The organism is Nesterenkonia sp. LB17, from assembly GCF_022565915.1.
In the GTDB taxonomy this organism is placed as follows: domain Bacteria; phylum Actinomycetota; class Actinomycetes; order Actinomycetales; family Micrococcaceae; genus Nesterenkonia.
In genome coordinates, this window is the sequence record NZ_JAJOYX010000007.1 from 43329 (window position 1) to 63648 (window position 20320).

Sequence of the window (20320 nt, forward strand, 5' to 3'; positions counted from 1 at the left end):
TGAGTCGATCAGCCCTCGTTCAGGGTGAAGTCATGCGGCTCCGAACGGATGCCGCTGAGGCTCACGGTCAGCTGATAGCTGCCGGGATTCAGCGCGATCGGCTCTGCGCAGTCCTCGGCTGAGTCTGAGCGTGGCCACGTGAAATGCGCCTGCTCCACCTGGCCCGGCTCCAGCTGCACCGGAAGCGACTCTCGGGAGACGGAGCATTCGGCGGTGGAGAAGACGGTGGCTCCGGCGTGCTCGACCAGGAACTCCTGCTCCGCCGTACCCAGGTCAGCCTCACAGGCGTAGTCGGCGGTGTTCTCCACCTCCATGACCAGCCTGGGGGCGTAGCCAGGTCCGTAGGACTCTGAACCGGTGGATGCCCGAACCTCGAGATCGCCGGTGCGGCAGCTGCCATCCTCGGGAGGCTGGTCCTGAGGCGCCTCCGCCTCGGAGTCCTGGCCGTCGGCGTCGGCGGAGTCCTCGGAGCCTGGCTGCGAGTCATTCTGGGACCCTGGATCTGAACCTGCCTCGTCCTGCGCAGCGGCACCCTCAGCGGCCTCCTGCGGATCGGCCTCGTCCGTGTCCTGGCCCCCGCCCATGGCGAGGCCGGTGAGCCATCCTGCAAGGACCAGCAGCACCACGGCGAGCACCCCGACCAGGATGCGTCGGCGCCTGTACACCTCGGCAGACTGCCGCCTTCGCTGGGAACCCATGGCCCCAGGTTAGCGGAGGAGACTGGCGCTGTTTCTCAGCCGAGCAGGCGTTCCCTGAGCTCGCGCACGCGCAGGTGGATGTCATCGCGGACCAGCTCCATGCGCTCCCGCCCTTCGATCCCGCGGCTGCTGGGCTCATCGACCTCCCAGCGTTCGATCTCAACACCCTCCAATGGCTCCACTTCAGCTTCGGCACCGATGATCACGACGTGCCCAGCCTCACGCATCGCCTCCGGGGTCAGCTGGGTGGGAGTCTCTCCGGCGATGTCGGCCCCGATCTCCGCAAGCACCTCTGTCGAGAGCGCATGGACCTTCGAACCCGGCCGCGTGCCGGCCGAGGAGACGACGACGGCGCCCTCGAGTCCCGCCGCAGCGAGGTCCTGGCGCATCAGCCCGGCGGCCATCTGAGATTTGCCGCCGTTCTTCACGCACACGAAGAGCACCGCTGGCTTCTCGGCGCGCTCAGTGGAGTGCGCCACCGGGGCGACCTCCTCCTCTGCGCCGCGCACCGGCTGATCCGAGGGTCTCGTGGAGTTCTCCGGGGTGGTCGTCTCGCGCATCAGTGTGCGGTCCTTTCGGTCATGGAGTTGAAGAGGTCCTGCAGGGCGCCGGGCACCACCGAGTAGTAGGACCAGGTGCCGCGCTTCTCACGAATGAGCAATCCGGCATCGACCAGCACCTTCAGGTGGTGGGAGACGGTGGGCTGGCCGAGGCCGAGCGGCTCGGTGAGGTCGCAGACGCAGGCCTCCCCGGTCTCCTCGGCGGCGATCAGGGTGAGCAGCGTGATGCGATTCGGGTCCGCGAGCGCCTTGAATCCGACGGCGAGCTCGGCGGCGCCCTCTGGGTCCAGCGTGACGCTCTCCGCCAGGGGCGCCTGCGGGGGCGTGCAGTCGATCTGGGTGATCATCGCTTCTCCTCGAGGGTTCGTCATCGGTCTTGGGAGCAGTGCTCCGAGCTCTATCGTCCCAGCCTGCCCCCATGGCGAACGTCACATGGATTGACATGCATCGATGTTTCTGACGATACTCGGGGCATCGAAGTTTGTCGATCTTCCCAGGAGTGTTTGTGAGCCAGTCTGCCCCACCCGTCCCGGACCCCTCGGCCGTGGTGGCCAAGCTCTCGGTGCTCGATCGCTTCCTCCCCGTGTGGATCATCGCGGCCATGGGGCTGGGACTGGCGCTGGGCGCCGTCGTCCCCCAGGTGGGTGTGGCGATGGAGTCCATGGAGGTGGCAGGCGTCTCGCTGCCGATAGCCATCGGACTGCTGATCATGATGTACCCGGTGCTGGCGAAGGTCCGCTACAACGAGACCGGCCGGGTGCTCTCGGACAAGAAGCTGGTCGTCACTTCGCTGCTGATCAACTGGATCCTCGCACCGGCCTTCATGTTCGTCCTGGCCTGGGTCTTCCTCGCCGATCTGCCGGAGTACCGCACCGGGCTGATCATCGTCGGTCTCGCCCGCTGCATCGCCATGGTGCTGATCTGGAACGATCTGGCCTGCGGTGATCGTGAGGCTGCTGCGGTGCTGGTGGCCATCAACTCTGTGTTCCAGGTCTTCATGTTCGGCGTGCTGGGCTGGTTCTACCTGCAGGTCCTGCCGGGCTGGCTCGGGTTGGAGACCACCTCGGCCGAGTTCTCCATCGTTGCGATCACGGTCTCGGTGCTGGTCTTCCTGGGCATCCCGCTGCTCGCCGGGTACCTCACCCGCACCCTTGGCGAACGAGCCCGGGGTCGCGAATGGTACGAGGCCAAGGTCCTGCCGAGGATCGGCCCTTGGGCGCTCTACGGCCTGCTCTTCACGATCGTGGTGCTCTTCGCGCTGCAGGGCGAACAGGTGCTCAGTAGTCCGATGGACGTGGTCCGGATCGCCGTCCCGCTGCTGGTCTACTTCGTGGTCATCTTCGCCGCCTCGATGGTCATCGGTTGGATGCTGCGGATGGGCTACGAGCGCACCACCACGCTGTCCTTCACCGCGGCCGGCAACAACTTCGAACTCGCCATCGCGGTATCCATCGCCACCTTCGGCGCCACCAGCGGTCAGGCCCTGGCAGGAGTCGTCGGCCCGCTGATCGAGGTCCCGGTGCTGGTCGCGCTGGTCTACGTGGCGCTGTGGGCGCGCCGGTTCTTCATCGGATCGAACATCCCCGCCAAGCAGGAGAGCCCGATCGCTGCAGCTGCCCCACACAGTCTCTGACCCCCACTGTTCTCACAGCTTCTCGGAAGGAACACCATGAGCACCCCCAGGCCCACCGTCCTCTTCGTCTGCGTCCACAACGCTGGGCGCTCGCAGATGGCCGCCGGATTCCTTCGCGAGATCGCCGGTGATGCCGTAGAGGTGTTCTCCGGCGGCACGGCGCCGAAGGAGTCGCTGAACCCCATCGCGGTGGAAGCCATGGCGGAGCTCGGGATCGACATCTCGGAGAACACACCTGAGAAGCTCACCGATGATTCGGTGAAGCAGTCCGACGTGGTCATCACCATGGGCTGCGGGGACGAGTGCCCGTTCTACCCGGGCAAGCGCTACGAGGACTGGAAGCTCGATGACCCGGCAGGGCAGAGCCTCGAGAAGGTCCGGGTGATCCGCGATGACATCCGCACCCGCGTGCGCCAGCTTCTCGGCAGCCTGAACGTGAAGGTCTGAGCTCAGCCGGTTCCACCAGCTGAGCACGGCGGAGGCCGAGATTCTCTAGACTCATGGCGATGACACCCGCCGCCGAGTCTCCCGCCAGCGCCACTCCCGCGAGCCCTCCTGCTGCCGCTCGGGACGGCTCCGTCCGTCCCGACGTTGGCTTCACGCCCGAGCCCACGCTGGTCCATGACCGTGTGATCGAGTGGTTCGAGGACAACGCCCGCCCGCTTCCCTGGCGTGAGCCCGGCTGCACCCCCTGGGGCGTGCTGGTCAGCGAGATCATGCTGCAGCAGACCCCGGTGGTCCGGGTTCTCCCTCGCTGGGAGCTCTGGATGAAGCGCTGGCCTCGCCCGGCTGACCTCGCTGCGGCGCCGACCGCGGAGATCCTCACCGCCTGGGACCGGCTCGGCTACCCACGCCGCGCACTGCGACTGCAGGCCGCCGCGGCGGCCATGGTCGAACGCCACGGCGGGAAGGTGCCCAGCGCTGCGACGGAGCTGCGCGCACTGCCGGGAGTGGGCGAGTACACCGCCGCCGCCGTGGCCTGCTTCGCCTTTCAGGAGCCCGAAGTTGTGGTGGACACCAATATCCGACGAGTCCACGCCCGAGCCTTCACCGGACACGCCCTGCCGGGCAAGACCTACACCTCCGCGCAGCGCCGGCTCGCCCAGGAGCTGATGCCCACCACCGAGCACGACGGCGGCGCCACCGCCTGCGCCTGGAACGCCTCGGCCATGGAGCTCGGGGCGCTGATCTGCACCGCACGCGCGCCACAGTGCCAGTCCTGCCCGGTGGCTGACCTGTGTGCCTGGCGTGCCGCAGGATCGCCACCGCCCACCGCGGAGCAGCAGACCCGCGGCCAGGCCTGGGCGGGCACAGACCGTCAGGTGCGTGGCGCGATCATGGCTGTGCTGCGCACGGGCCAGACCGTGGAGCGCACGGAGCTTCTCGCCGGACTGGCGCTGCCCGAGGCCGCGGAAGAACAGCGGAGCCGGTGCCTGGACTCGCTGCTGCGCGACGGGCTCGCCGCCGCCGATGAAGGGCAGATCAGCCTTCCCGGTGGGCTGGGCGCCTCCGCGCCTGTCCTTGCCGGAACTGCCGCCAGAGATTCTGCAGGCTCAGCCTGACTGGCCGCCGTCGAGCACCAGGTTCAGCGCCTCGGCCAGTGAGCCGACCTCGCGGACCCGCATCCCCTCCGGGGTGGCGTCCTTCTCCGTGCCGGTGGATCTGCGCGGGACGATCGCATGGGTGAAGCCCAGCCGCTGGGCCTCCTCCAGTCGCTGACGCAGACCCGGCACCGGGCGCACCTCCCCAGCCAGGCCCACCTCCCCGAAGGCCACGAACCGGTTCGGCAGCGGCTTCTCCAGCGCCGCGGAGGCCACCGCCAGAGCGATGGAGAGATCAGCCGCGGGTTCAGTGATCCTGACCCCGCCCACTGTGGCCACATACGCCTCGGACTTCATCAGCGCGGTGAGCTTGGCGCGACGCTGGAGCACTGCGAGCAGCATCGAGACCCGAGGCGAGTCCAGGCCGGAGACCGCACGGCGGGGCTGGGCCGCCTGAGACTCGGCCACCAGGGCCTGGACCTCTGCGGTGAGCGGCCTGCGACCTTCCAGGGTGATGGTGATGCAGGTGCCGGGGACGCGTTCGGTCATCGCTGAGACGAAGAGCCCGCTGGGGTCCGCCAGCGAGGTCAGGCCGTCCTCATTGAGATCGAAACAGCCCACATCATCGGTGGGACCGTAACGGTTCTTCACCGCGCGCAGCAGACGCAGCCGGGAATGCCGCTCCCCTTCGAACTGACAGACCACATCCACCAGGTGCTCGAGCATCCGCGGCCCGGCGATGCTTCCGTCCTTGGTCACATGCCCCACCAGAATGGTGGTCATGTTCTTGCGCTTGGCCGACTCGATCATCGAGGCGGTGACCTCGCGGATCTGGGTGACGCCGCCGGGGGCGCCGTCGACCTCGGCCGAGGAGAAGGTCTGCACCGAGTCCATGATCGTCAGCTGGGGTGAGAGCTTCTCCACCTGGCCCAGCGCCTGGCCCAGATCGGATTCGGCGGCGAGGTAGAGGCCGTCGGAGATCGCGTCGATGCGTTCGGCGCGCTTCTTCACCTGGGCTGCGGATTCCTCACCGGTCAGGTAGAGCACCGGGGCATCGGGGTGGGCGCGGGCCACCGCGGAGGCCACCTGCAGCAGCAGCGTGGACTTGCCTACGCCGGGCTCGCCGGCCATCAGGATCACCGCGCCCGGGACGAGCCCTCCGCCGAGCACCCGGTCCAGCTCCCCGATGGAGGTGGGACGGAACTCCGCTTCGGAGGCATCCACCTCGTGGATCACCCGGGCCGGCTGAGCAAGCTGGCTCGCCGCCGTTGTTCTGGCAGTGACCTGGCCCTTCTCTTCCACCGAGCCCCAGGCCTGGCACTCCGGGCAGCGGCCGACCCACTTGACGGTCTGCCAGCCACATTCAGTGCATTCAAACGCCGGGGATCCCTTGGACCGGGACTTCCCCGTACTCCGTGACGCGGTGCGAGTTGCCATGGTCCCTACGTTACCGCGGGGCACAGACACATTTCGGCGCACCCCGGTCACAACCCGTACGATGCTCGGAGCCCCCATCCCCCTTTCGACTCAGGAGACCTGTGTTCCGCTCCCCCAAGATGTTCTTCCGCGTGCTGGCCTTCGCCGAAGCCGTCTCCTGGACCCTGCTGATCGGCGGGATGATCCTGCGCGCGACCAACGGCCTGGACATCGCGGTGAGCATCGGCGGCGGCATCCACGGCTTTGTGTTCCTGGCCTATGCCGCGACCGCAGTGATCGTCGCGAAGAATCAGCGCTGGAGCGCCGGCCCCACCTCGGTGGCGGTGATCAGCGCGGTGATCCCCTACGCGACGATTCCGGTGGATCTCTGGCTCAAGCGCAGCGGCCGGCTCGAGGGGCCCTGGCGCACGGCGCTCACCGAAGATCCGCGGGACAGAAGCTGGCATGACCGCGCACTGCGGGTGCTGCTGAACCGGCCCGGGCTCGTCGGCGGGGTGCTGAGCGCCGGGGTCGTCATGCTCTTCGTGGTGCTGCTGATCATCGGCCCGCCCGGGGGCTGACAGCCCCGGAAGGCCCGAGAGCTTCAGCGTTGCAGGGACCCAGACATGAGTGAAGCGCCGCCGGATGATTCCGACGGCGCTTCACTCATGTCTGGGTCAGCGCTGGCCGACCCGAGGGATCAGCTCTCGATGGCGGCGGGCTCTTCTGACGCCTCGATCTGATCCTGCGGCTCGTGCCACTCGAAGGTGAGCTTGCGCTCCTTGCCTTCACCCTCGACGCCGATCTCGATGCCGGCGCCGTGGGGGATCTCGCCGTAGAGGATCCGCTCGGAGAGCTCGTCCTCGATCAGGGTCTGGATGGTGCGGCGCAGCGGCCGGGCACCCATCGCCGGATCGTAGCCGGTCTCGGCGAGGAACACCCGAGCGGGCTGGGTGACCTCAAGGGTCATGGCCTGCTCGGCGAGCCGTGAGCGCAGCCTGTTCACGAAGAGGTCCACGATCTGGACGATCTCCTCCTGCTTGAGCTGCGGGAACACGATCGTGTCATCGACACGGTTGAGGAACTCGGGCCGGAAGTGCTGGCGCAGCTCCTGGCTGACCGTGGCCTTCATCCGCTCGTAGTTGGTCGAGGTGTCCCCGCTGGAGGTGAAGCCGGTCATCACGTTCTTGGAGATGTCCCGGGTGCCGAGGTTGGTGGTCATGATGATCACCGTGTTCTTGAAGTCCACGGCGCGGCCCTGGGAGTCGGTCAGTCGACCGTCCTCGAGGATCTGCAGCAACGAGTTGAACAGGTCCGCGTGGGCCTTCTCGACCTCATCGAAGAGGACCACGGAGAACGGACGGCGACGCACCTTCTCGGTGAGCTGACCGCCCTCCTCGTAGCCCACATAGCCTGGAGGGGCGCCGAAGAGCCGGGAGACCGTGTGCTTCTCGGAGAACTCGGACATGTCCAAGGTGATGAGGGCGTCTTCGTCGCCGAAGAGGAACTCGGCCAGGGACTTGGCCAGCTCGGTCTTGCCGACGCCGGTGGGCCCGGCGAAGATGAACGAGCCCGAGGGCCGGTTGGGGTCCTTGAGCCCGGCGCGGGTGCGGCGGATCGCCCGGGAGAGCGACTTCACCGCCTCGTCCTGACCGATGACCCGCTTGTGCAGCTCCTCCTCCATGCGGCGGAGGCGATCGGACTCCTGCTCGGTGAGCTTGAAGACCGGGATGCCGGTTGAGAACGCGAGGACCTCGGCGATCAGATCGGCGTCGACCTCGGCGATCTCGTCGATCTGGCCCGACTTCCAGGCGTCTTCCTTGGCCTGGCGCTCTTCGACGAGCTTCTGCTCCTTGTCACGCAGGCTGGCAGCACCCTCGAAGTCCTGGGCGTCGATGGCGGATTCCTTCTCCCGCCGGACGTCTTCGATCTTGCCGTCGAACTCCTTGAGCTCCGGCGGCGCGGTCATCTTCTGGATCCGCAGCCGGGCGCCGGCCTCATCGATCAGGTCGATGGCCTTGTCCGGGAGGAAGCGGTCGTTGATGTACCGGTTCGCCAGCGAGGCGGCGGCTTCAAGCGCCTCCTCGGTGATGGAGACCTTGTGGTGGGCCTCGTAGCGGTCGCGCAGTCCGCGCAGGATCTGCACGGTGACCTCCACGGAGGGCTCCTCGACCTGGATCGGCTGGAAGCGACGTTCCAGCGCGGCGTCCTTCTCGATGTGCTTGCGGTACTCATCGAGCGTGGTCGCGCCGATGGTCTGCAGCTCACCGCGGGCGAGAAGCGGCTTCAGGATGTTCGCGGCGTCGATCGCACCTTCGGCGGCGCCTGCACCGACCAGAGTGTGGATCTCGTCGATGAACAAGATGATGTCACCGCGGGTGCGGATCTCCTTGAGCACCTTCTTCAGGCGCTCCTCGAAGTCGCCTCGGTAGCGCGAGCCGGCCACCAGGGACCCGAGGTCCAGGGTGTAGAGCTGCTTGTCCTTCAGCAGCTCCGGCACATCGCCGTTGACGATGGCCTGGGCCAGGCCTTCGACGACGGCGGTCTTGCCGACGCCGGGCTCACCGATCAGCACCGGGTTGTTCTTGGTGCGGCGGGAGAGCACCTGCATCACGCGCTCACGCTCGTAGTCACGGCCGACCACCGGGTCCAGCTGCGCTTCGCGGGCGGCGGCTGTGAGGTTGCGACCGAACTGGTCGAGCACCACGGATCCAGCCGGGGTGCCCTCGTTGGCGCCGCCCTGTCCGACGCCGGCGCCTGCCTTCTCCTGGTTGCCCCCGGAGTAGCCGGAGAGCAGCTGGATGACCTGCTGGCGGACCTTGTTCAGGTCGGCGTTCAGCTCCACGAGCACCTGGGCTGCGACACCCTCGCCCTCACGGATCAGGCCCAGCAGGATGTGCTCGGTGCCGATGTAGTTGTGGCCCAGCTGGAGCGCCTCGCGCAGCGAGAGCTCCAGGACCTTCTTGGCGCGCGGGGTGAAGGGGATGTGACCGCTCGGCGCGTTCTGGCCGGGTCCGATCTTCTCCTGCACCTTTTCGCGCACGCCGGTCAGTGAGATGTCCAGCGACTCAAGGGCCTTGGCCGCGACACCCTCACCTTCGTGGATCAGGCCGAGCAGAATGTGCTCGGTGCCGATGTAGTTGTGGTTCAGCATGCGTGCCTCTTCTTGGGCAAGCACAACCACGCGCCTGGCGCGATCAGTAAATCTCTCGAACATAGCCACAGACACTCCTAGCGTTGGTGCTCTGCCTCAAGGCTACGGGCATCGCGCGGTCTAGTCGCCGCTGTTCGCCATAGGGAAAAGTTCTGCCTGCTCCGACGGCTCCCCGGAAGGGTCGCTGCGCCGGGCACGAGCGAAGCCCGGCCGCAGCATCATGCTGCGTCCGGGCTTGAGGCCAACCTCGGTCGGTCGTCTTCGCCGCACCGCAACGGGTGCGCAGAATCAGCGCTTCTTGGCGTTTCGGTAGGCCTCTACGATGTCGCGGTGCAAGCGACCTCGGCTGGAGACCTGATATCCGTTCTTCACGGCCCAGTCACGAATCTGACGGGCTTCATTCTGCGGCGAGGGCGGGGCGATGGCCCGACCCTTGCGGATGTACTTCTTCAGCGTCTCGCGAAGCTCCTTGGCGTGCTCTTCGCTGAGGTCAATCTCATAAAAGCGGGAGTCCAGCCCAAATGTGACCGTCTCCTTTGCTTCGCTGCCGTCAAGATCATCGACGAGAACCACTTCCACCTTCTGGGCCATCTCATACACCTCACTGCTCACTCACACGCCGAGACGCAATGGGTCTCATCTCGCTCGGCGCATTTCTCGCTGCGATAGATCAAGAACGATCTATGTGAAGCCAAGTATTTCAAGAAATACAATTCACGGTCAAGCTGGAGAGATTGTTACTTTTTCGGACCCGGAAGATGATTCTCATATGGAACCAGTTTCTCGGCTGGAGACGGCCATGACAGCGCCATGAGAATCATGGATCCGGCAGCAGATCAGGTGTTCAGCTGTGCGGGCCAGAAGTCGGCTCATCGCGCTGAACTCCCTGCTGAGAGGCCTCTTCGCGCACCTGAATCTCGGCGGCGCGCTCATTCCGATCAGCCCGGAAGATGGCGCGGATAGCCAGCCAGAAGACCAGCCCGACGCCGATGGAGGGGGCAAGAACTTCGAAGTACGTCCAGAAATTTTCCATGGAATTCCTTGCTTACATTCAGGTTAAAAAACTGTCGCTGCCATTGCTAATCATGCTACGTCTTTGCGCGGCATGACGTTCACGCCTGCGCTTCAGGTTTCAGCAGCGGGAAGAGGATCGTCTCGCGAATACCGGTGCCGGTGAAGAGCATCACCAGGCGGTCGACGCCCAGACCGATGCCCCCCATCGGTGGTGCACCATATTCCAGGGCCCGCAGGAAGTCCTCGTCGTGCTGCATGGCCTCGTCGTCACCGGCGGCCGCCATCCGGGCCTGTTCCACCAGGCGTTCCCGCTGCAGCACGGGGTCCACCAGCTCGGAGAAGGCGGTCCCGCGCTCCATGCCCCCGATGATCAGGTCCCAGGCCTCGATGACGCCGGGCTTGTCTCGGTGGGCGCGGGCCAGCGGCTGTGCCGCAGGCGGGTAGTCACAGACGAAGGTGGGCTGGATCAGCGTGGGCTCGACGATCTCGGCGAAGAGCTCGATCACCAGCTTCTGCGCGTCCCAGGCCGGGTCCACGGAGACCTCGCGTGCGGCCGCGACGGCGCGCAGCGTCTCGGCGGGAGTCTCAGGAGTGATCTCCTGCCCCACGGCCTCGGAGAGGCCCGGGTAGACCGAGACCCAGGCCCACTCGCCGTCGAGGTCGATGACGCCCTGATCCGTCGGGATCTGACGGCTCGCCCCGGCGGCATCTGCTGCATTCAGAATCATCTCGCGCATCCGCTCGGCCATGACGTACATGTCCGCCCATGCCTCATAGGACTCCAGCGTGGTGAACTCCGGGGAATGCGTGGAGTCCACACCTTCATTGCGGAAGACCCGGCCGATCTCGAAGACCCGATCGATGCCGCCCACCACGGCGCGCTTGAGGTAGAGCTCGGTGGCGATGCGCAGCGTCATGCCCTGATCAAAGGCGTTGAGATGCGTCTGGAAAGGCCGCGCCTGGGCGCCGCCGTGGATCAGCTGCAACATGGGGGTCTCCACCTCCACGTAGCCGCGTCCGTGCAGGGTCTCGCGGAGGGAGCGGGTGATCGCGGCACGACGGAAGACCATCTGCCGCGCCTCGTCCCGCACGATCAGATCCGCGTAGCGCTGACGCACCCGGGTCTCCTCGTTGAGCTCCGCGTGCAGCACCGGCAGCGGCCGCACGGCCTTGGAGGCGATCTCGAAGGAGCTCGCCATGATGGAGAGCTCCCCGCGGCGCGAAGCGATGACTTCACCGCTGACCCGGACATGGTCACCGAGATCCACGAGCGACTTCCAGTCGGCGAGCGCGGCCTCCCCCACCTCGGCCAGGGAGATCATCGCCTGCAGCCGGACTCCGCTGCCGTCGGGGCCGCCCTCCTGCAGCGTGGCGAAGCACAGCTTGCCGGTGTTGCGCACGAACATCACGCGACCGGTCACCGCCACCGTCTCGCCGGTGGAGGCCCCGGGCTCCAGGTCCGGGAAGCGCTCCCGGACCTCGCTCAGCGAGGCGGAGCGCTCGACGTTCACCGGATAGGGCTGGACCCCGGCGGCGAGCAGGCGCTCACGCTTGTCCAGGCGCACGGCGCGCTGGTCGTGGGTGTCAAGGTCATTGGCGCCGGAGGCGGCGGAATTCTGGGCAGTCACAGTCGGCCATTCTACGTGCCGTGCGCCCTGCCTGAATCGCGGCGGCAGTCCCGTCACCCCGTCGCTCCGACCGGGCCGAGGCAGCCCTCAGGCAGCCTGGGCCCCGCAGTCACCAGATGGTGACGCGCTCCCGCGGCGACAGGTACATCCCGTCCCCGGGCTGGGTCTCGAAGGCGGAGTGGAAGGCGTCGAGGTTCTTGACCACCTGGGTGGCGCGGAACTCGGCCGGTGCGTGAGGATCGATGCTGATCAGCGTGACCGCCCGCTCGGGGCGGGTGAGGTTCCGCCAGGCCTGCGCCCAGGCGAAGAAGAACCGCTGGTCAGCACTGTAGCCCTCGACGTCGGCGGCCTCAGCGCCCTGTGCCTGCAGCCACACCCGGTAGGCCTTGTGCGCGATGCCGAGCCCGCCGAGATCACCGATGTTCTCACCCAGGGTCAGCTCGCCGTTGACCTTGTGCTCCGGCGCCTGGGAGGGGGTGAGTGCGCTGTACTGCTCCACCAGCTTCGTGGTGCGCTCCTCGAAGGCGCTGCGGTCAGCCTCGGTCCACCAGTTGCTCAGCGAGCCGTCGGCGCCGTAGCGGGACCCCTGGTCGTCGAAGCCGTGTCCGAGCTCATGGCCGATGACGGCCCCGATGGCGCCGAAGTTCTGCGCCATGTCCCGCTCGGCGGAGAAGAACGGGAGCTGCAGGATCGCGGCCGGGAAGCAGATCACGTTCTCCAGCGGCGAGTAGTAGGCATTGACCGTCTGGGGGTGCATGTGCCACTCGTCGGGGTCCGGTCCCTCGTCGAGCTTGGTGATGTCGCGCTCCCATTCGAACGCCGCGGCACGGCGGACGTTTGCCACCACGTCGGTCGGGTCCACGTCGACGCGGGAATAGTCGATCCAGCGCTCAGGGAAGCCGACCATCGGCTTGAACGCGTCGAGCTTCTCCAGCGCGCGGCCCTTGGTCTCCTCCCCCATCCAGCTCAGCTCGCTGATGGACTGGCGGTAGGCCTCGATCAGCGCGTTGATCAGCTCGTCCATCGCGGCCCGCGCCTGAGGCGGATAGTGCCGGGCCACGTAGATCTGCGCCACGTCCTCACCCAGGTGGGCGTTGGTCAGCGCGACCCCGCGCTTCCAGCGCTCCTTGAGCTGCTGGGCTCCGGAGAGCCGCTTGGAGTAGAAGTCGAAGTTCTCGTTCACCAGCTCTTCGTGGAGCAGCGGGGCTGCCCAGCGCAGCAGCTGGACTCGCAGCCAGAGCTTCCAGGTGCGCAGCGGCTGCTGAGTCAGCGCCGCCTGCATCCCGGGGAGCACGTCGGGCTGGGCGAGCACGAGCTGCTCGGTGTGCCGCGGCTGCAGCCCCCAGCCGGCGAACGCCTCGCGCAGCAGCGGCATGAAGGTCTCGGCCTCGTCGTCGGTCACCAGGTTGTAGCGCTTCTGCGCATCACGCAGGGTCACCTTGTCCCAGTGCTCGGCGGCGATGACACCTTCGAGTTCGACGACGGCGGCGGCGGCGTCCGCGGCGTCGTCGACTCCGCTGAGCTCAAGCACCCGGACCAGGTGGTCCTGGTACGCGGCGAGGATCTCGGCCAGCTTCTCGTCGCGGTAGTAGGACTCATCGGGCAGACCGAGTCCGGACTGCATGACGTGCCAGAGCATCCGGGTGGGATCTCCGGCGTCGCGCATGGACCCGGCGACGAGGAGCCCGTCCACGCCCTGGCGCTGCCAGGCGGCGGAGAGCCGAACCAGATCCTCCACGCTCCGCACGGACTCCAGCTGCTCCAGCATCGGCTCGATCGGACTCAGCCCGCGCCGCTGAGCGGCCTCGGCATCCATGAAGGATGTGTAGAAGGCACCGATCCGGGCCGGGATGGCCTCCGCGGCGGCGTCGAGCTGCTCCGCCTTGATCTCTCCGGCCGCGGCCTGCTCCAGGATCTCCCGGACATCAGCCTCGGCCTTGTCGCGCAGCTCATGGAAGGACCCGTAGGCGTCCATGTCCGCGGGGATCTCGGCGGTCTTGAGCCATTCACCGTTGACGTGGCGCTGCAGGTCGTCCTGCGGGCGCACGTCATGATCGATGTACGGGAAGGAGGCGGGTGCGTTCGGGCTGCTGCTCGCGGTATCGGTCATGGTTCCAGCCTACTCCCGGGGCTGTGACCTGCCCGGACTCAGGATCACGTTGTCGATCAGCCGCACCGGTCCGACCCGGGCGGCGATCAGCGCCAGCGCACGCCCGCGCAGCACCCCGTGCTCGTCGAGCAGCGCGTCGCCGGGCTGGAGCTCCTCCAGGGAGTCCGGGTCGACGACGACCAGGTAGTCCAGCTCCACACCCTCGGCAGATCTCAGCTCCTCCACCTGATCGGCCACTCCCAGCCGGCGCTCGAAGGCGGCGTCCTCGCTCAGCGCGAAGAGCGCGGCGGGAATGGCCAGCGCCGCGGAGTAGTCGGTCTCATCCAGGCGCTGGTTCCTGCTGGAGAGGGCCAAGCCGTGCTCATCCCGCACGATCGGAACGGTGCGGATGTCCACGTCGATGTTCAGGTCTGCCGTCATCCGGGTGATGATCGCGACCTGCTCGGCGTCCTTGGCGCCGAACCAGGCCTCGAGCCTCGCGGGCGCCGGGGGGCTCATGATGTTGAAGAGCTTCGCGACCACGGTGACCACCCCGTCGAAGTGTCCTGGGCGCGCGGCCCCCTCCCAGCGGGTTCCGAGCTGCCCGGCGCTGACCCGGACCAGCGGGGCGTGCGAGTCGCCGGGGTACATCTGCGCGAGGTCCGGGGTGAAGATCAGATCGACCCCGTGGGCACCCAGCAGGGCGACGTCGCGCTCTGGCGTGCGCGGATAGTGGAGGTAGTCGGCGTCGTCGTCGAACTGCAGCGGGTTCACGAAGATCGAGGCGATCACGATGTCTGAGGCAGCCCGGGCGGCGTCGACCAGAGCGGCGTGTCCGGAGTGCAGCGCCCCCATCGTGGGGACCAGCCCCACCGCGGGGGCGGCCCCGCGTTCGCGGACGTGCGCGGCGACGGCCTCGGCGAGCGCGGCGCGGAAGCTGGAGACAGTGGTCAGTACCTGCGGTGGAGTCACCGGGACAGTCTAGGACCGCGCGCGGCGCTCGCCCGTCGCCCGTCGCGTCGGTCAGGGGCAGCGGGGCGGGGCGGAGGCTGCGAGAAGCGCGGGTCAGGCGTCGAGGACGTCGAGCAGCTCGGCGGCCTTCGCGGCGGTGATCATGCTGCGATCCAGGGCACGCTGGGTGGTCGCGCGCGCCATGGCCATATACGCGGTGCGGATGTCGGCGGGCAGCTCCGAGGTCGCCAGCAGCTGCACGTGATGCCGGAGCGTCCCGACATCTCCGCGAGCCACCGGCCCGGTCAGCGCGCCCTCCCCCGAGGCCAACGCGTTGTCCAACGAGGCCTGCATCAGCGGGCGCAGCACGGTCTCGGCGCGCTCCACCCCGATCCGGTGCAGCATCTCCGCTGACTGCCCGGTGATCGTGTTCAGGTGGTTCGAGGCGTGCGCCAGCGCCGCGTGATAGGTCAGCCGGTCGGCCTCGCGGATCACCACCGGCTCCCCGCCCATCTCCACCACCAGTGCCTGCGCGATCGGCAGCACGGGCCCCGGCGCGGTGACCCCGAAGGCACAGGTGTGCAGCTTCTGCAGGTCCATGCTCAGCCCGGTGAAGGTCATCGCCGGGTGGATCGCCAGTCCGATGGCGCCGCTGCGCTGGGCGGGAGCGAGCACCTCGGTGCCGTAGCGGCCGGAGGTGTGCACGATCAGCTGACCGGCCTGGATGTGGCCGGCCTCGGCCAGCCCGGAGACGAGCTCGGCGAGGGCGTCGTCGGGCACCGCGAGCAGGACCAGCTCAGCCCGGCGCATGATCTCCGGGATCTCCAGCACCGGCACCCCGCCCAGCAGGGATTCGGCGCGGTTGCGCGAGTCCTCCGAGACGGCGTGGGCGCCGATCACCGAGTGACCGGCCCCGCGCAGCGCCGCGCCCAGCACCGCGCCGACCTTGCCGGCGGAGATCACGCCGACGCCGAGGCGACCTTCCCGCTGGGAGGGCGGGAGTTCCGCGGCATAGGGATCCACGGGCTGCTCAACGGTCACGGGGGTCCTGTTCCTGGTAGGTCAACGGGGCAGCGGGGTGTGCCGGTCCGGTGGTGCTGGGCTCCTCCGGTGCCGCCAGCGCCTCGGCGGCCTTGCGCTCGAACTCGCGGAGCTCCTCGAGGCGCATCCACTGATTCCGATCGCTGTAGCGGCGGGCCTGGGCGGCATGATCGGACTCGTATTCGAAGAGGTCCTTGACCGCGTCGAGGTCCTGGTTCTTCAGCTTCGCCGCGAACGGGCCGGCCGGGGAGTGGATGAAGATGTCAGCGATCGCTCGCCGGCGCTGCAACGGCCCCTGGGTCAGGCTCAGCGACTGGATCCGCTCATGCGGGACCATCGTCAGCTGCCGCGAAGCCCTTCCGTCGCGGAACATCAGCGCGGTGGGGGTGGTGCGGAACCCGCGACGACGGCGCACGATCGGGTCGAAGAAGCGGGCCCGGCGTGGCACCTCGGTGTAGCCGAGCTTCGTGCCTGAACCGGTGAGCCCGGCGGTGAAGACCTCTTCGGGGTTCTCGACCTGCAGGTCAGGGAACATCTCCGCGGCGGTGACCATCACGTCGTCGAGCCGACCCACGGGCAGCAGCACCGAGCGCTTCTCCCCGATGCCGTAGCCGGCGACGGTGACCACGATCTTGAACCACCTGAACGGGCGCCAGAGCACCGGCTGCTGGATCTGCAGCGCCTGCACCCGACCCGGAGGGATGGTCTGATTGGTGGTCTCCAGCAGCCCGTAGCGCACGCGCAGCCCGGAGCTGGTGGCGGTGGAGGTGAATCCGAAGCCGGAGCTGAACTGCTGGTAGTAGATCGTGATCGCCGCGATGCCCATCGGGATGACGGCCGGGAGTGCGGCTCCGGTCAGCACGGCCCAGATCGACACCGACCCCCCGTCGGAGCCGACCGCGAGACCGATCCCGACGGCGACCACGGCCATGACCACGATGACCAGGACGAAGATCGTCCCCCAGCCGCTCAGCACCGAGCCGATCAGCCGTCCGGTGGGGACCTTCGCGATGAGGCGGTCCTGATGCGCGGCGCGATGCAGACCCGCAGCTGCACGGCCGGTGGGGGTGGGATGAATCGGGGCGTAGGGGTCGTGCGCGGCGCAGGGATCATAGCGGTGGGCAGCCTCCGCGTCGCCGGGATGCGTGAAACCGGCATACGCGGAGCCGGGACCCCCGGGCACCTCCCCGAATCCCTCGACTTCCGCCGGCGACTCGCTCCGGCCGGCGGCGCGGTCCATGATCTCGGAGCGCAGCTCTTCGGCCTGGGACCTCTTCAGGAACGCCAGGGTGGCGGCGGTGCCGTCGCCCTCGGCCACCTCGAACTTCAGCTCGGCGAGGCCGGTGAGCCGGGCGAGCAGCGGCTGGCGCAGGTCCACGGCCTGGACCCGGTCGATCCGGGCCTGACGGTGCTGGCGCACGAAGATCCCGGACTTCACCATCACATGCTCGGCGGTGATCTTGTAGCGGGTGAACCACCAGGAGAGCGCGAAGCCGGCGAAGATCAGCGCGACCACCAGCAGCACGCCGCCGGCGCCGAGCAGGAACGGCATCGGGTTGGACTCCACGTTGCGCTGGATCTCGCCGCTGCGGAACGCCTCCCAGGCATCCATCCAGCTCTGCCAGTTGTAGCTGAGCAGGAGGCCCGGGATGGCGACGACGGCGAGCCCGCCGCGCACGACGGGGCTCAGCGGGTGGACCTTGGTCCAGGTCGCGTCGAACCAGCGCTCGGAGGTGCGCTTCGGCTTCTCGGTGGCGTAATCCTCGGTGGCTTGTTCGTTCATGCGCCGGCTCACAGACCAGCCAGGCGAGCCTGGCCGCGGACCGAGAGCTCTTCACGCAGCCGTGCGCCCTCCTCGCGGGAGGCGCCCGGGATCACGGCGTCGGTGGCCGCGGCGGCGGTCTTCAGCTGGACCGTGCAGAGCCCGTAGCGGCGCATCAGCGGCCCGGCCTCGATGTCGACGTACTGCAGCCGGCCGTAGGGCACCGCGACGACCCGCTGGAAGAGGATGCCGCGGCGGATCAGCAGATCGTCCTGGCGCTCGTGGTAGCCGATGGCCCTGATCCGACGCGGGATCAGCCAGAGGTCCACGGCCGCCCAGGTCAGCAGCACGGCGGAGACCACGATCTTGATCCACAGCGGGATGCCGCCGAAGACCCCGAGGGTGTCGAGCACGATCGGGGTACCGACCACTGCCAGGGTGATCACCCAGCCGAGGATGCCGGTGATGAACTTCACGGTGATGTACCGCTCGTCCACCCGGGTCCAGGTGACACCTGTGGGATCAATGGGTTCCGCGGGCATAGCCCTCCTCGGGTATCGGTCCTGTGTTGCGTTCGGGCTCTCTGCGGCGCCCCTCGCCCGGTGGATTCTCGTCCGGGGGGATCCTGCAGAGCAGCTCGACGACGAATCCAATGATCACCCAGATCGTTCCTCCCGTGATCATCAGCAGGGATGAGTTCACGTTCGGCGCGGTCAGCGCTGCGGCAGGCACCAGGTCCCCGAGGATACCCGCATGCCAGCCGGCGATCAGCGCCCCGGCGTAGGCGCCGGCCTGTCCGGCGGTGAGGACCCGGACGGCGTGGAGCGGGTGCAGGCTGCGCTGGCTGCGCCGACCCTTCGCCGCCGCGGTCGCGATCCTGCGCTGATCGCGCCAGACCATCAGCCCCAGGGTCAGCACGATCAGCGCGATCCCGAGCAGGGTCACCAAGGAGGTCCGCGGCAGCACCGGGGAGCCCATCCCGTGGGCGGACAAGTAGACGGTGGTGATGAACCCGACGAGGGCGGCGACGGCGCCGATGATCAGCAGGCGCAGCACGGAGAGCCGGCTCATCGCGCACTCTCCAGCGGTTCCACGGCGCCGGCATCGGCGGCATGCCGAGCGAGTTCGGCCACCGACGCTCCGGCCAGCTTCGCCTGCGGGTCCATCCAGGTCCAGGGGACCAGCACGAATCCACGCTGTGCGGCCCGCGGGTGCGGGACCTGCAGCGTCACCGAGGAGATTCCTGCCTGGCCGTAGGTGATGATGTCGATGTCCAGGGTGCGCGGGCCCCAGCGGATCTCGCCGTTCGCGGCGCCGCGGGCCCGGTGGTGTTCCTGCTCGATCTGCTGGGTGCATCTCAGCAGGGCATGCGGGCTCAGCGTGGTGGCGATCTCGATGACCTGGTTGTGGAAGTCAGGCTGCCCGGCAGGCCCGCCCACCGGCCTGGTCTTGGCCACCGGGGACTGCTTGAGCACCCGCACCTGCTCCACGCGGTCCAGCGCGGCGACCGCCGAGGCCAGCGTCACTGCGGATTCCCCGAGGTTGGATCCCAGCGCCAGCACGGCGGTGACCTCCGCGGCGGGGGCGGCGTCCGGGTCCAGGCCGGGAGCCAGGTCGGCGCGGTCCCGGCGGGCGGTCACCGAGACGTCCTGGAAGGTCTGGGTCAGCGGCGCCTGCGGCTTGTACACGGTGATCTCCGCGGCGGCAAGGCGCTCATCGCCGGCAAGGATCTCCCGGGCCAGGTGATCGGCGAGGGCCTCGATCAGGTCGAAGGGCTCGCCGGTGATGGCGGCGTGGATCAGCTCGGCGATCTCCACGTAGGAGACGGTGTCGGCGAGGGCATCGCTGCGACCGGCGGCGCGGAAGTCCAGCGTGAGCTCGGCGTCGACCCGGAAGATCTGGCCCTCGCGCTTCTCGAAGTCGAAGACCCCATGGTGGCCGGTGGCCGTGAGTCCGGTGAGCCGGATGGTGTCACGGGAGCTGCTCCTGCTGGACATCCTTCTAGCTTCTCAGCTTGTCGATCACTTGCACAGCATCGCGGCTTCCCTGCACGTCATGGACCCGGACTCCCCAGACGCCGGCCTGGGCCGCCAGCGCCGAGAGCACCGCCGTGGCGGTGTCCCGAGCCTCCCCGGAGGTGACCGGGGCGAGAAATCCCTTGCGGGAGGCCCCGAAGAGCACTCGGTGCCCGAGCCGGACGAAGCTCTCCAGGCTGCGGATCAGCTCCCAGTTCTGCTCAGGGGTCTTGGAGAACCCGATCCCGGGGTCCAGGATGAGCTGTTCGCGGCGGGCACCGGCGTCGAGATAGCGGTCCCGCACGGCGAGCAGCTCGGCGATCACGTCCTCGAGCAGCGAGTCATAATCGGTCAGCGACCCCATCGTCTGGGAGTCTCCGCGGTTGTGCGTGATCACCACCTGCGCCCCGGACTCGACGATCAGCTCCGGCATGTCCGGTTCGGTGAGCGCGCCCGAGACGTCATTGATGATGAGCGTCCGCGGGTCGACTCCGCGGCGATCTGCGCATTCAAAGGCGGCCCGGGCGGTCGCCGCGCGGCGGGTGTCCACCGAGACGGCGATCCCGCAGCCCAGCAGCTCCTCGATCACCGGCAGGATCCGGCGCTGCTCCTCGAGCAACGGTGTGGGCTGCGCGCCGGGGCGGGTGGATTCCCCGCCGACGTCGATCAGTGCCGCGCCGGCCTGGGTCATCCGCAGCGCCTCGGTGACCGCGGCCACGACGTCGGGGGTGCCCGCGCCGTCGTCGAACCGGCCGCCGTCGGAGAAGGAGTCCGGGGTGAGGTTCAGAATCCCCATGATGGAAGTGCGCATCTGGCTC

At 68.2% G+C, this 20320-nt stretch carries 20 protein-coding genes; 4 read left to right on the forward strand and 16 right to left on the reverse strand.

The window, feature by feature from the left end:
- Positions 1 to 8: 8 nt before the first annotated feature.
- Genes LTH96_RS12695 through LTH96_RS12705 form a run of 3 tightly spaced genes read right to left on the reverse strand, consistent with a single transcriptional unit; the run spans position 9 to position 1605 of the window.
- A complete protein-coding gene (locus LTH96_RS12695) occupies positions 9 to 698 on the reverse strand; it encodes a hypothetical protein (RefSeq protein ID WP_241466335.1) in 690 nt (229 codons plus the stop codon).
- 35 nt (positions 699 to 733) lie between these two features.
- Entirely contained in the window at positions 734 to 1258 is a 525-nt protein-coding gene (locus LTH96_RS12700; RefSeq protein WP_255728166.1) for a low molecular weight phosphatase family protein, read from the reverse strand.
- A complete protein-coding gene (locus LTH96_RS12705) occupies positions 1258 to 1605 on the reverse strand; it encodes a metalloregulator ArsR/SmtB family transcription factor (RefSeq protein WP_241466336.1) in 348 nt (115 codons plus the stop codon). Before LTH96_RS12705 ends, LTH96_RS12700 begins: the two co-directional genes overlap by 1 nt.
- Before the next feature lie 158 nt (positions 1606 to 1763).
- On the opposite strand from LTH96_RS12705, the gene arsB reads away from it, so the two are divergent.
- From arsB to LTH96_RS12720, 3 genes are read left to right on the forward strand one after another with little or no spacing between them, the layout of a single operon-like run.
- The gene (arsB, locus tag LTH96_RS12710) at positions 1764 to 2891 is read left to right on the forward strand and encodes an ACR3 family arsenite efflux transporter (RefSeq protein ID WP_241466337.1); all 1128 of its coding nucleotides are present in this window, start codon (positions 1764 to 1766) and stop codon (positions 2889 to 2891) included.
- 36 nt (positions 2892 to 2927) lie between these two features.
- Complete coding sequence (locus LTH96_RS12715) at positions 2928 to 3338, forward strand: arsenate reductase ArsC (protein WP_241466338.1); 411 nt, start codon at positions 2928 to 2930, stop codon at positions 3336 to 3338.
- A 59-nt stretch (positions 3339 to 3397) separates the two neighbouring features.
- The gene (locus tag LTH96_RS12720) at positions 3398 to 4453 is read left to right on the forward strand and encodes an A/G-specific adenine glycosylase (protein WP_241466339.1); all 1056 of its coding nucleotides are present in this window, start codon (positions 3398 to 3400) and stop codon (positions 4451 to 4453) included.
- Here LTH96_RS12720 and radA read toward each other — a convergent pair.
- Positions 4445 to 5869, reverse strand: coding sequence for a DNA repair protein RadA (radA, locus tag LTH96_RS12725; protein WP_241466340.1), 1425 nt, complete (start codon positions 5867 to 5869; stop codon positions 4445 to 4447). The genes LTH96_RS12720 and radA overlap by 9 nt on opposite strands.
- Before the next feature lie 101 nt (positions 5870 to 5970).
- Here radA and LTH96_RS12730 point away from each other — a divergent pair, with 101 nt between their 5' ends.
- Entirely contained in the window at positions 5971 to 6429 is a 459-nt protein-coding gene (locus tag LTH96_RS12730; protein WP_241466341.1) for a DUF3817 domain-containing protein, read from the forward strand.
- 119 nt (positions 6430 to 6548) lie between these two features.
- Here the strand turns inward: LTH96_RS12730 and LTH96_RS12735 are convergent, their stop codons facing one another.
- The 12 genes from LTH96_RS12735 to folP all read right to left on the reverse strand — a co-directional run bounded on the left by LTH96_RS12735 (position 6549) and on the right by folP (position 20313).
- Positions 6549 to 9065 (reverse strand): ATP-dependent Clp protease ATP-binding subunit, encoded by a 2517-nt coding sequence (locus LTH96_RS12735; RefSeq protein ID WP_241466342.1) that lies wholly within the window; start codon positions 9063 to 9065, stop codon positions 6549 to 6551.
- Between the two features lie 225 nt (positions 9066 to 9290).
- Complete coding sequence (locus LTH96_RS12740) at positions 9291 to 9593, reverse strand: Lsr2 family protein (protein WP_036474614.1); 303 nt, start codon at positions 9591 to 9593, stop codon at positions 9291 to 9293.
- A gap of 253 nt (positions 9594 to 9846) precedes the next feature.
- Entirely contained in the window at positions 9847 to 10035 is a 189-nt protein-coding gene (locus tag LTH96_RS12745) for a hypothetical protein (protein ID WP_241466343.1), read from the reverse strand.
- A 79-nt stretch (positions 10036 to 10114) separates the two neighbouring features.
- Positions 10115 to 11644 (reverse strand): lysine--tRNA ligase, encoded by a 1530-nt coding sequence (gene lysS / locus LTH96_RS12750; RefSeq protein ID WP_241466344.1) that lies wholly within the window; start codon positions 11642 to 11644, stop codon positions 10115 to 10117.
- 109 nt (positions 11645 to 11753) lie between these two features.
- Entirely contained in the window at positions 11754 to 13754 is a 2001-nt protein-coding gene (locus LTH96_RS12755; protein ID WP_241466345.1) for a M13 family metallopeptidase, read from the reverse strand.
- 9 nt (positions 13755 to 13763) lie between these two features.
- Positions 13764 to 14705 (reverse strand): pantoate--beta-alanine ligase, encoded by a 942-nt coding sequence (gene panC / locus LTH96_RS12760; RefSeq protein WP_241466346.1) that lies wholly within the window; start codon positions 14703 to 14705, stop codon positions 13764 to 13766.
- Between the two features lie 93 nt (positions 14706 to 14798).
- Complete coding sequence (locus LTH96_RS12765; protein ID WP_241466347.1) at positions 14799 to 15725, reverse strand: DUF2520 domain-containing protein; 927 nt, start codon at positions 15723 to 15725, stop codon at positions 14799 to 14801.
- Positions 15715 to 17508 carry a PH domain-containing protein gene (locus LTH96_RS12770; RefSeq protein ID WP_241466348.1) on the reverse strand — a complete coding sequence of 598 codons (1794 nt, stop codon included), beginning with the start codon at positions 17506 to 17508 and terminating at the stop codon, positions 15715 to 15717. The genes LTH96_RS12765 and LTH96_RS12770 overlap by 11 nt, the downstream gene beginning before the upstream one ends.
- Before the next feature lie 8 nt (positions 17509 to 17516).
- A complete protein-coding gene (locus LTH96_RS12775) occupies positions 17517 to 18029 on the reverse strand; it encodes a PH domain-containing protein (RefSeq protein ID WP_241466349.1) in 513 nt (170 codons plus the stop codon).
- The gene (locus LTH96_RS12780) at positions 18010 to 18558 is read right to left on the reverse strand and encodes a DUF3180 domain-containing protein (protein WP_241466350.1); all 549 of its coding nucleotides are present in this window, start codon (positions 18556 to 18558) and stop codon (positions 18010 to 18012) included. Before LTH96_RS12780 ends, LTH96_RS12775 begins: the two co-directional genes overlap by 20 nt.
- The gene (folK, locus tag LTH96_RS12785; protein WP_241466351.1) at positions 18555 to 19484 is read right to left on the reverse strand and encodes a 2-amino-4-hydroxy-6-hydroxymethyldihydropteridine diphosphokinase; all 930 of its coding nucleotides are present in this window, start codon (positions 19482 to 19484) and stop codon (positions 18555 to 18557) included. The genes LTH96_RS12780 and folK overlap by 4 nt, the downstream gene beginning before the upstream one ends.
- A gap of 4 nt (positions 19485 to 19488) precedes the next feature.
- The gene (gene folP / locus LTH96_RS12790) at positions 19489 to 20313 is read right to left on the reverse strand and encodes a dihydropteroate synthase (protein ID WP_241466352.1); all 825 of its coding nucleotides are present in this window, start codon (positions 20311 to 20313) and stop codon (positions 19489 to 19491) included.
- Between the last annotated feature and the right edge of the window lie 7 nt (positions 20314 to 20320).